This is a genomic window from Methylobacterium soli (genome assembly GCF_008806385.1).
Taxonomy (GTDB): Bacteria; Pseudomonadota; Alphaproteobacteria; order Rhizobiales; family Beijerinckiaceae; genus Methylobacterium; species Methylobacterium soli.
Window position 1 is genome coordinate 124,987 of the sequence record NZ_VZZK01000015.1, and the last position, 9,274, is coordinate 134,260.

Annotated in this window: 14 protein-coding genes; 5 read left to right on the forward strand and 9 right to left on the reverse strand. The window is 63.0% G+C overall.

The window, feature by feature from the left end; all coding sequences use genetic code 11:
- Positions 1 to 33 precede the first annotated feature (33 nt).
- The 9 genes from F6X53_RS33995 to F6X53_RS15955 all read right to left on the reverse strand — a co-directional run bounded on the left by F6X53_RS33995 (position 34) and on the right by F6X53_RS15955 (position 6,164).
- Complete coding sequence (locus F6X53_RS33995; RefSeq protein WP_151001176.1) at positions 34 to 486, reverse strand: transposase; 453 nt, start codon at positions 484 to 486, stop codon at positions 34 to 36.
- An 82-nt stretch (positions 487 to 568) separates the two neighbouring features.
- Positions 569 to 1,549, reverse strand: a complete 981-nt coding sequence (locus F6X53_RS15920; RefSeq protein ID WP_151001177.1) for a site-specific integrase — start codon at positions 1,547 to 1,549, stop codon at positions 569 to 571.
- Complete coding sequence (locus F6X53_RS15925; RefSeq protein WP_151001178.1) at positions 1,542 to 1,784, reverse strand: hypothetical protein; 243 nt, start codon at positions 1,782 to 1,784, stop codon at positions 1,542 to 1,544. The genes F6X53_RS15920 and F6X53_RS15925 overlap by 8 nt, the downstream gene beginning before the upstream one ends.
- A 59-nt stretch (positions 1,785 to 1,843) precedes the next feature.
- On the reverse strand, positions 1,844 to 2,035 hold the full coding sequence (locus F6X53_RS15930; protein WP_151001179.1) for a hypothetical protein: 192 nt from the start codon (positions 2,033 to 2,035) through the stop codon (positions 1,844 to 1,846).
- A 285-nt stretch (positions 2,036 to 2,320) separates the two neighbouring features.
- Positions 2,321 to 2,692 (reverse strand): thiol-disulfide oxidoreductase DCC family protein, encoded by a 372-nt coding sequence (locus F6X53_RS15935; protein ID WP_151001180.1) that lies wholly within the window; start codon positions 2,690 to 2,692, stop codon positions 2,321 to 2,323.
- 87 nt (positions 2,693 to 2,779) lie between these two features.
- Positions 2,780 to 3,256 carry a DUF892 family protein gene (locus F6X53_RS15940; protein ID WP_191970859.1) on the reverse strand — a complete coding sequence of 159 codons (477 nt, stop codon included), beginning with the start codon at positions 3,254 to 3,256 and terminating at the stop codon, positions 2,780 to 2,782.
- Positions 3,257 to 3,378: 122 nt separating this feature from the next.
- Entirely contained in the window at positions 3,379 to 4,839 is a 1,461-nt protein-coding gene (locus F6X53_RS15945; RefSeq protein ID WP_151001182.1) for a death domain-containing protein, read from the reverse strand.
- A 62-nt stretch (positions 4,840 to 4,901) separates the two neighbouring features.
- Positions 4,902 to 5,345 (reverse strand): hypothetical protein, encoded by a 444-nt coding sequence (locus F6X53_RS15950; protein ID WP_151001183.1) that lies wholly within the window; start codon positions 5,343 to 5,345, stop codon positions 4,902 to 4,904.
- Between the two features lie 498 nt (positions 5,346 to 5,843).
- Positions 5,844 to 6,164, reverse strand: coding sequence for a hypothetical protein (locus F6X53_RS15955; RefSeq protein WP_151001184.1), 321 nt, complete (start codon positions 6,162 to 6,164; stop codon positions 5,844 to 5,846).
- A gap of 102 nt (positions 6,165 to 6,266) precedes the next feature.
- Between F6X53_RS15955 and F6X53_RS15960 the strand changes: the two genes are divergently transcribed.
- From F6X53_RS15960 to F6X53_RS15980, 5 genes are all read left to right on the forward strand, one after another.
- Entirely contained in the window at positions 6,267 to 6,512 is a 246-nt protein-coding gene (locus F6X53_RS15960; protein ID WP_151001185.1) for a helix-turn-helix domain-containing protein, read from the forward strand.
- Positions 6,509 to 6,820, forward strand: a complete 312-nt coding sequence (locus tag F6X53_RS15965) for a hypothetical protein (RefSeq protein ID WP_151001186.1) — start codon at positions 6,509 to 6,511, stop codon at positions 6,818 to 6,820. Before F6X53_RS15960 ends, F6X53_RS15965 begins: the two co-directional genes overlap by 4 nt.
- 210 nt (positions 6,821 to 7,030) lie before the next feature.
- The gene (locus tag F6X53_RS15970; RefSeq protein ID WP_151001187.1) at positions 7,031 to 8,158 is read left to right on the forward strand and encodes a carboxylate-amine ligase; all 1,128 of its coding nucleotides are present in this window, start codon (positions 7,031 to 7,033) and stop codon (positions 8,156 to 8,158) included.
- A 211-nt stretch (positions 8,159 to 8,369) separates the two neighbouring features.
- Positions 8,370 to 8,549: an XRE family transcriptional regulator gene (locus tag F6X53_RS34225; protein ID WP_151001188.1), complete on the forward strand. Its 180-nt coding sequence runs from the start codon at positions 8,370 to 8,372 to the stop codon at positions 8,547 to 8,549.
- A gap of 27 nt (positions 8,550 to 8,576) precedes the next feature.
- Positions 8,577 to 9,173 carry a hypothetical protein gene (locus F6X53_RS15980; protein WP_151001189.1) on the forward strand — a complete coding sequence of 199 codons (597 nt, stop codon included), beginning with the start codon at positions 8,577 to 8,579 and terminating at the stop codon, positions 9,171 to 9,173.
- The last annotated feature ends 101 nt before the right edge of the window (positions 9,174 to 9,274 follow it).

A 9,274-nucleotide genomic window follows, 5' to 3' on the forward strand; every position in this document is an offset into this window, starting at 1 on the left:
GGTTGTGGCCGTCGTCAAAGCGACGGCCTTCGTTCACTCTGTTGCCGTGACAGATGCTCTCATAGTTCGCTCAGCCAGCCATTTCCGCCGCGTTTGTCGCCAACCACGGTCTATCTTCCGGCCGTGTCGGGCAGGTCGAGACAGCGTGAGTGCTAGTGGGTCGAGGGCGTGTGCTTCACAGACCCACCCAGCTTCGGCAAGGGCGAGGAGCATTTGCGTCCAAAAAGGACGATGCCTCCACCGACGGAAGGCTTGATAGACAGCGGTACGGGTTCCGTAATTCTTCGGACAGTCCTGCCAGCGGCAGCCACTTAGAAGAACATACAGTATGCCGGAAAGGATCATCCGTGTGTCGCCATGCCTCGTGGCGCCTCGCGGAAAGTAGCGATCAGCCAGTTCCCACTGAGCATTACTTAACCAGAACAGCCTTTCCTCAGGTGGAAGGCACAGGGCTGCGTGTTCGGCGGAAGGATCATGAGGCAGCATCGACGCAGAACGCTTCACATTTGGCCACTAGTCAAGACAGCCTTCGTGAATGCCGTTGCCGGTAGGCTCACGGCGTAAGAGGCTAAAGAGACCCGCTCCCCGAGTGATCCTTGAAGGCGTTGGCCCTGCGGATGTAGCCGACGACGGTTCGGGTATCCCGGTGTCCGCTCTGATCCATGATGCGGACGAGATCGGCCCCGCGCTCAGCCGCCGTCGTGATGTACCCAGCCCGGAGGCCGTGAGCCCCAAAGGTCGATGCATCCAGTCCGGCCGCCTTCGCGTACTTCTTGATGATGTCGGCCACGGCCTGCGTGGTCAGGCGCGGAGCCAAGTGGTCAACTTGTCCACTTGATCGCAGCCTCCCCGACCGCGACACCGGCCGGAACACTGGGCCCTCCGTGATGCCCGCCGCCTCCAGCCACTCGCGCAGCAGCAGAACCGGGCGAATGAACCGGCCATGCGGGATGGCCTTCTCCATCCCCCTGCCCTCTTGGTCGGTCTTTGAGCGACGCACGAGGATGCGGATGCCGTCCTTGTCCTCGCGGATGTCCTCGACATTGAGGGCGACGAGTTCGGAACGGCGGAAGGCTCCGGCGAAGCCCAGCGCCAGCAGTGCCCGATCCCGCTTGCCTGTGAGGGTGTCGGGTATCCTTATCAGCATCGCGGCCAAGACCTCGGCGGTGATGGCGGCCTTCTGGTCCGGCGCCGTGCCGATCCGCCTGCGGATGCCCTTCACGGCAGCGTGCACCGCCTCGTTGTCGGTGGGATCCGGGTGTCCGGCGAGCTTGTGGGCATAGCAGATCGCGGCGCAGCGCCGGCCGATGGTGGAGGCCGCCCTCCCCGCCTCTGCCTCATGGACAAGGAAACCTGCGACCGCCTCAGACGAGGCTGGCATGGAGCGGAAGCCGAACCGGACGCACCACGCCTCAAACAGGGCGGCATCTCCGCGATAGGCGCGCACGGTCGCGTCGGCCTTCGAGGCGCGCTGATACGCCTCGACGAGCGCGGCAGCCTCCGCCGGCAGGTTGGCCTCCGACCCAGGAAGGATCACGAGGTCAGCCATCGGAGCGGCCCACCTGCTGTGCGAGGGCCTTCTTCCAGCCGAAGGGAGGCGTCACACCATGGATGTGCATGCGCGCTTCCACATTGTGCAGGACGATCTCCCAATGCTCTGGTGTCAGGCTTTGCAGCGTCTCACCCATGCCGAGGTTGCGCGCGGCAAGCTCTGCTGCCTCCCGCCACTCCCCAGATAGGTTGAACTCATCGTTCGCAGGTGGCCGGCGCGGTGGCTCAGACATGATGACCCCTGTCGGAGTGTCGTGTGAGCGAAGCGGCAGATCGTGCTTCCGAATGGATGTCAGGGTCGATCCCCCCACGTCTGGGTCATGGAAACGAGCAGCCAAATCACCGTGAGGGTGCAGACAGCTGCCAGCAGCGCCCGGTTCACGGGAAGTACGTCGTCGACCAACTCGGCGAAGTTGTAGACCGCGAAGCCGACGAGGCCAGCGAGGGCTCCGATCCAGATCAGGAGACGCGCGCGATGATGCATGTCAGGCGTCCCGGATCCGGAGGCTGCCGCGAACATCGCACCGCGTCCCTCATCAGCCCAATCGGTCGGCAGGCACCAGATGCAACTCGGCACGAAACCGCATCGAAGATAGGACTGGCTTCATTTCTACATGAGCCTTTCAACCTATCTTCCTCGAAACTTTCGAGAACAACCATTATCGAAAGTTGCAACGTCAGAGCGCATCAAACAATTCCTAGGATGCTAGTAAAAAGGAAAGCCGCCAAACTGGATCGCTGGCGAGGTAGCTTGTATTTGGGGGGGAACTCACTTCCTAGCTCCTCGCGGCTCCAGCCACCGAGCGAGTTGCTGCAGCTTTGGCCGTGCAAGCAGGAACAGAAGATAAAGCTTCTCTAGAACGCCCAAGACATACTGAGACCGCGCAACTAGACCAAGAGGGCGCAAAGCCGGAATTGCGCGCCACATGGCGGCGAAAGCCGCAACTCCGGTCAGCATCTGGCCGTCCTCGCGAGCGTGGAGTTGCGCTAGCATGTCCGCGCGTGAAGCGGGGCAGTCGTTGGTATCTCCTGTGACATCGATGAAGTTGATCGCGTTGCGACGATCTAGCCTGCGCATCATCGCGATCTCGCGCCGACATAGAGGACAGCCTCCGTCAAACCACACTGTGATCTGTTCCACGCGGCGACCTACAGACAAGAAAAAGCGCGATGCTCAGTGCAGTCGCCCGAACAAAGAGCACGGCCGACTACAGTGTAACCTCAAATCCTATGCGGGTTGCTGCCCCAGGTATGACTGTACGAAGTCGGGTAGGTGGCCGCCCAGCCAATCGCCCATCTCCTGCTCTTCCCTCATCGATTGCTCCAGAGTCCGCTTGTCGTCCAAAGCACCAGCCGCATCGGCGAGGGTGAGCAGCACTTTGTAAGAGCTTATCTCGTAGGCCTTGTACCCAATGGCTGCGAGGACGTTCTTCAACACCTCGTCGCTCGCACCGGCATGGACGAAACCAGCCACCGTGGCGACGGTGCCAGTTACCGCTTCCTTCAGCAGAGATTTGCTGGAGCCATGCTTTTCGAGGAGTTCGTCGAGCCGGGCAGCCTGCGTGACCGACCGCTGATGGTCGGCCTTCATTTTTGCGTGCAACTCTGCGTACGGCTCCATCCGAGGCAGCTCGTTTTGTATCGTGCCGATGGCTTGGGTTTCGACCGCGTGCTGGTTGCGCAGTCCGTTCAGGTAGACGTCCATCGCTGCCTTCCTATTGCTCATGCGGCGATCCTCTCTGAATGAATTGATGTGGCTGGTGCACGACATCTTGCGCCGGCCCGCCATCGTTCAAGCGGATGAGATGACGCGGGGCAGACTGCGAGTCAGTTAGCTACCCCGCAGCCCTGAGCCCGAACCCAGCGGTTGATCAGGTTCTCATTCGCCCCAAGCGCGTTCTGCAATCTGGAAACTTCGGCCCGCGCCTCGGGGGAGGTGCAGAGACCGCGCGGTGCGCAGAACATCACTTCCTGAGAGATGGGGTGCTGCTTAATCGTGCCGCCGGCACCCTCCCAATCCCTTACCCACCCCGCCACATCGTAATCCGGTTTCCGCAACGTCACCCCGCTGACGAGTGCGGCGCTCTCGAGCAATGAGACCCAGCTGCTCGGCATCGCCTGCCAAGCGGCTCCGTCAAGCTGGCGCGTCTTCAGGGCCAGTCCGTCCAAGGTCTTCGCCGGCATGTCGGCAGAGGCAACGACGGCGGCGTGATGCGCTCCAGATGCAACCTTCCTGGCAGCAACCAGATCATCGCACCGGAAGCGCGCGTTCATCTCCGCCCGGCGGTTCTCGAACGCCTCGGCCACCGGCAAGAGGATGCGCCACTCGCGGATCAGATGCGGTGTCTGCCCGCCCTTGCCGAAAAGGAAGACGGCGTTGCGGATCGCGGAGCGCAGGCCCTCGGCCGTCCACGCCTGCACCATGGGATCGGGCGTGCCATTATCGCCCTCATGCCGAGCGACCCACGTCCAGCGCGGCCTATGCGATAGCCAAGGCTGCTCCAGCCGATGGAAAGTGCTTCGCTCCCACTTCTTCACGAGAAGCACGGCAGAGCAGGGACCCACGGCATCCCAGAAGGCTCTGTGAGCCTCGCCGCTCGCCTTCTCGGTGGCCTCTAGGGCGTCCTTGGTCCGCAAGACATCAGCCTCAGCATCGAACAGCGCTTGATCGGGATGAGGTTCAGCCAGCAACCCCGGCAAGGAGGATGCAAAGGCAGGGAATGCCAGCACCGGCAGCGCCGCGGCTCCGGCCAGCGACCCGAGCACGAGTGAGCGACGATGCGGACCCGTCACGTCCGAGCGTAGGGTGACCTTGACCGCCTGCGCGGAGGCAGCATCCACTTCGTCCCCACCATCAGGATCAGGCAGTGCTTCGCCGCCGTAGGCAAGAGCATGCAGGACAGCAAGGCTCAGCGAGCGGGCCGTCTCGTCCATGACGGCTTCACGTTCGGCAGCGAGGGGGTGCAAGCGCACGAACTCAGCCACCGTGATAGAGCCTTCCTCAAGTGCGAGACCCAGGCTTCGCTTAGTCCAGTGGTCGCTGTCCGAGCGGATGAGCGCGTCAATCAGGCGTTGCATGCCGGCGATAGCGCGCCGGTCGAACTCGCTGCAGGCCGCGTGGAACATGTCCTTAGCTTCAGCGGAGCCGGGTGCGGGGAAGCTCGCAGCCGCCGCAGGATCGCGCCTCATGATACGAGAGGCAGAGGCCTTCAGCGCTGCTGCGCGCTCGCGCAGAGTCGGCTTGTTCCCATCGCGGCGGATGAAACGAGACAGCTTGATAGCGTTCATGGGTGATGTCTCCACGGCTTGATAGCTTGATCGCTAGATGAATGCTGAGGATTGGGAATGGTTTAGAGCATTGAGGCGAGGCCGATCAGCCCCATGCCACCGACGATGATGGACAGGCAGGCAATCATCTCGCCGCAACGCCAGAGCGCCCGCAGGATCGGCGCAAGGGGCTGCCGAGGCGGGGCGACGGGCAGTAAGTCGAGGTTCAGGTACAGGGCGAGGTCAGAGGCGCGAGCGAGAACCGCCGCGTCCGTGATGCCGTCGTGGTCGACGTGCCAGCGCAGATGCTGGAGCAGGGCGACCGAGCCGAACCGGGTCAGGCAGGGGGTCGTGAGTAGGCGGGCGAGGGCGCTCTCCATGTCATGATGGGCGCGCGGGAGGATGGCGTCAGTCGCCACCTGCCAGACGCTCCAAGCCTCATCATGAGCGTCGATGGCCTTCAGGATGGGATCGGCGTGGAAGGGGACGTGCTCTATGACGCGAAGAGCATGAGAGGTCGTTGCCATAGCCGGTGTGCTCCGTGGCTTGAGATCGTCAGGGGATGAAAGACGGGGTGGGTCCCTTTTGGACGCCGATCCGGCCTACGGTGGGCGGCAGGCGCCAGGGCGACTGAACACGACCCTCAGTCGCCGCCGGGCAGCTCGAACGGCTCCACGGGTCTGCGTGCGGGCCACACGGGCGGCGTAGTAGGAGACAAGAGCGTCAGCAGCCTTGAACGAGGCAGGCGTCAGCTCATGGAGCGCCATGCGTGCCGTTGAGCGCGCTTCCGTGAGAGCGGCGCGATGGGCCATCCACTCAGGGGAGGGGCGGGCGCCTGTCGCCTGGATCTGCAGCGAGACCAGACCGGAGAGGCGGTGCGCTTCGTCGGCAGCCTCAGCCCGCCGGATCGCCGCGAAGATCGGATCGGACGACATGGCCTGGAAAGACCGCAGCAGAGTCCCGAGGAGGGTGGCGGCGCCGAGGATCGTGCGGCGGGTGAAGGAAGGTATGACCACGATACCCCCTCAATGCGCGGCGGCGATGCGGGCGGCCTTGGCGACCGACCAGACACCCTTGAGAGCAGCGGAGAGGCAGATGCTCCAGGCCTCACCCGTGACGGCGCGGCGGCTCTGAGCCTGCTGGATGGCAGCGCGCATGATGGCAGCGCGGTCGTAGCGGCCGGCGATGACAAGAACCGGACGAGCGGCGCGGAGGCGGTCGGCGGTGAACTTGGCGTAGGCGTTGGCGCGGAGGGTGGCGCCGATCTGGCCGGGAGCAACCTGCACGCGGTCGTTGCGCATGTCGGCGAGGGCAGTGGTCCAGGAGATTTGGCGGCGGGTGGACATCGTCTTGCCCCTTGCGGTGCTTCGCGTTACACCTGAGATGTAACGAAGCCTCCTCAGGGTGTCAACACCTCAGGGGTCCTGTAATACACCTGAGGTGCATTTATGTTGACTGCCGAACAGCTACGCGCCGCTCGCGCGCTGATCCGCTGGGATCAGTCGACCCTAGCGGAGCGCGCTGGTGTCTCTACCGAGACGATCAAGCGCCTTGAAAAGATGGACGGCCCTCTGATGACGACGAAGTCGGGGACCCTGCACGCCCTAGAGGAAGCATTCCGAGGCGCCGGCGTGCAGTTCATCCCGCAGAACGGCGGCGGCCCTGGTGTCCGGCTGAAGGAGCCGCAGGCGTGAACGAGCAACCCGCATCCGACAAACGGCTATCAGAGGTTGGGCGTCTCGCCACCCTCCTGGCTGACCGCGTGCTTGAGGCTCAGATCATGAGCCGGCCGATCCTGGACGTGCAGATCCGCGCCCTGTTGGATGCAGCGCTCGTGCTGGAGGAGCACGACATGCCTCTGCCGCCCTTGCTGACGCAGATCCTGCATGAGGTCGATGAGGCTTCCGAGCAGGGGAGGCCCGATGCAATTCAGGACAGAAGCGAGCAGGGAAAGGCCAGCGGCTTCACCCGGCTCCTGCGCTCGTTCCGGGGCGAGAGCTGAGAATGAGCTACCCTGGGTTCCTCACAAACGGTCAGAGCGCCGGACTGGAGTTCATCCCTGAGAACGGGGGAGGAGCCGGCATTCGGTTCAGGGCGGCGTGGAACCTCTTGGCAGTTGGCCACGCAGACTTCCGCAGCTCTGCTCAGCTCACATCTCTGAACCTGGCGTCACGTGATCTGTTGAGCTTCCGGCATGGGCGGAGGCGACCTAATGGCACACGACTTCAAGTTCGGTATCGAGGAGGAGTTGTTCCTTGCTAGCGCAAGAACGCGCGCAGCCCCACAGCGATCTCTCGCAGCCTTCCACAAGGCCGCGCAGAAGGACCAGAAGGCCGTGGAGCGCGAGTTGCTCCAGAACCAAGTCGAGATTTGCACCGCGCCCTCAGCGAGCTTCCAAGAGGCACGCAGCACTCTTGCGAAGCTACGTACGAGCCTAGCACAGGTCGGGCGCAAGCATGGATTGCTCGTCTTTGCCGCTGGCACACATCCGACGGCACTCTGGCCGGAGCAGAAGGAGACAGAGAAGACCCGCTACGAGGACATGATGGACGATCTGCAGATCGTCGGGCGTCGCTCGGTCGTCTGCGGCTTGCACGTTCACGTCGAGGTCCCGCGCCCTGGGGCGCGGATCGACCTGATGCGGCGCCTGATGCCGTTCCTGCCCGTGCTGCTGGCTCTCTCAACTTCATTGCCGTTCTGGGAAAAGCGCCGCACTGGCTTAGCCGGTTACCGCATGCGAGCCTATGCCGAGCTTCCCCGCACGGGCTTGCCCGAGCTGTTCGATGATGCCGCGGACTATGACCGCTACGTCGAGGGCATGACGAAGGCCGGCGTGGTGAAGGATCCCACCTACTTTTGGTGGCAGATCCGTCCGTCGATCAGATTTCCGACCCTGGAGCTGCGTGTTGCCGATAGCTGCACCCGGCTCGACGACACCCTCACCGTTGCTGCCCTGTATCGCTGCCTCGTGCGCCTTGTTGACCGCCGTCCGGATATCCATGCCAAACTCACCGGCGCCTCGCGCGGCTTCGTTATGGAGAACCTATGGCGAGCCGAGCGTGAGGGCGTTCATGGCACGCTGATCGATGAAGCGACCCTGACGGCGATCCCCATGCCGAAGGTCGTGGATATGCTCCTCGAACTCATCGCCGAAGATGCCTCAGCGCTTGGCTGTGAGGCTGAATGTGCCCGCGCTCGCAGGATCGCTCAGGAGGGTTCGAGTGCTGACGCTCAGATCGCGGTTTATGAGGCGGCTCTGAAGAGTGCTCAGAGTAACCGACAGGCACTAAGCAGGGTGGTAGATTGGCTTGCCGAGGAAACAGCCGCATGCACGGCATGAACACGAACGGCTCAGGATCGGCATGAGATCGCTATGCCATACTGCTGCTGCCTGGATCCTTGATGGGCAACTTGAACAAGCTCACGTTCAAGATCTCACTTCCACCGCCTCTGCCGGATGGGAGAGCGATGATCTCTACGACTCCTTCAGGAAATGGCGGCACCTCGGCGCCCTCTCATGCAAGGCTGTGCAGGCATAAGTCGGTGGGATCATGCCTGTTGAGGTGATCCGAGCCGTGCGCGCCTTCCAAAAGGCCAGGATGTTGAAGCAGGAGGACGTGGCCCGTCAGATCGGCATCAGCAGGCCGCAACTCGCTAATGCGATGCGGGGCCGGTTCGGTCTGAGCCGTGCTGCGGCAGCGAACCTCCGGGAATGGCTCGTGGCTGCCTGATTGTTAGCTCGCTCCGAGGAGAAGGTTATGAGGCGAGCGGGACGTTGGCTGCTGCGCACCCTCGGCGCTGTGACCTTTCTCGTTCTTTTGAACAGCGGTCTCCTATGGGCAGCGGGGTATGCCTTGCTGAGTGCCCGAATTTTCGACCCGTTCGCGGTCGTGGCTGGAAACCATTATCGTCGCGCTCTGCCTGAGGAGATCGGAGTCACATCGCTGGTCGCCCACGGATCAGACTTCAACCTGCTCCTGTTTCTCGTACCCATTCGCCAAGAGGCGTGCGGTGGGTTCGCGTTTCGCCTCTCCGACGAGACTGCTGCCGAAATCGAGGCGCAAGGTGTGACCCGTCTGCAATCGGCCAGGGTGGGGCGCGGATACAAGCAGGAGAGAGAGGAGCACTACTACAGTTACGAACCATGGCGGCAGACCCCCGTGCCAGCCTCATGGATGGGCGACGGCACATGGGCCGGGAACCTTGCATGCTTCGGTGCTAATGCCCGCCAGCTCAATACCGAAGCGGTGTTCAAAGCCGCTCGTGAACCGGGTGCATACTTCACGACGGGTGGGGAGAATGAAGTGCTCGTGATCCCACGGCTGCGGTTGGTGGTCGGGACCTTCTCCAGGTGAAAACTTGAGGCACACGGGCCAAGTGACGACAAACCCTAGCATTACAGTTGCATTCTCTTTCTGAGATGGGCCTGTCGAGCGGCAGCTTGGTGGGCGCGCCG

Excerpts from the sequence above, each read along its gene's own strand:
- F6X53_RS34225 (WP_151001188.1), top strand. The coding sequence starts at position 8,370 with ATGCCTGTTGAGGTGATCCGAGCCGTGCGCGCCTTCCAAAAGGCCAGG.
- F6X53_RS15980 (WP_151001189.1), top strand. The coding sequence starts at position 8,577 with ATGAGGCGAGCGGGACGTTGGCTGCTGCGCACCCTCGGCGCTGTGACC.
- F6X53_RS15970 (WP_151001187.1), top strand. The coding sequence starts at position 7,031 with ATGGCACACGACTTCAAGTTCGGTATCGAGGAGGAGTTGTTCCTTGCT.
- F6X53_RS15945 (WP_151001182.1), bottom strand. The coding sequence starts at position 4,839 with ATGAACGCTATCAAGCTGTCTCGTTTCATCCGCCGCGATGGGAACAAG.
- F6X53_RS15930 (WP_151001179.1), bottom strand. The coding sequence starts at position 2,035 with ATGCATCATCGCGCGCGTCTCCTGATCTGGATCGGAGCCCTCGCTGGC.
- F6X53_RS15940 (WP_191970859.1), bottom strand. The coding sequence starts at position 3,256 with ATGGACGTCTACCTGAACGGACTGCGCAACCAGCACGCGGTCGAAACC.
- F6X53_RS15925 (WP_151001178.1), bottom strand. The coding sequence starts at position 1,784 with ATGTCTGAGCCACCGCGCCGGCCACCTGCGAACGATGAGTTCAACCTA.
- F6X53_RS15955 (WP_151001184.1), bottom strand. The coding sequence starts at position 6,164 with ATGTCCACCCGCCGCCAAATCTCCTGGACCACTGCCCTCGCCGACATG.
- F6X53_RS15950 (WP_151001183.1), bottom strand. The coding sequence starts at position 5,345 with ATGGCAACGACCTCTCATGCTCTTCGCGTCATAGAGCACGTCCCCTTC.
- F6X53_RS15960 (WP_151001185.1), top strand. The coding sequence starts at position 6,267 with ATGTTGACTGCCGAACAGCTACGCGCCGCTCGCGCGCTGATCCGCTGG.
- F6X53_RS33995 (WP_151001176.1), bottom strand. The coding sequence starts at position 486 with ATGCTGCCTCATGATCCTTCCGCCGAACACGCAGCCCTGTGCCTTCCA.
- F6X53_RS15920 (WP_151001177.1), bottom strand. The coding sequence starts at position 1,549 with ATGGCTGACCTCGTGATCCTTCCTGGGTCGGAGGCCAACCTGCCGGCG.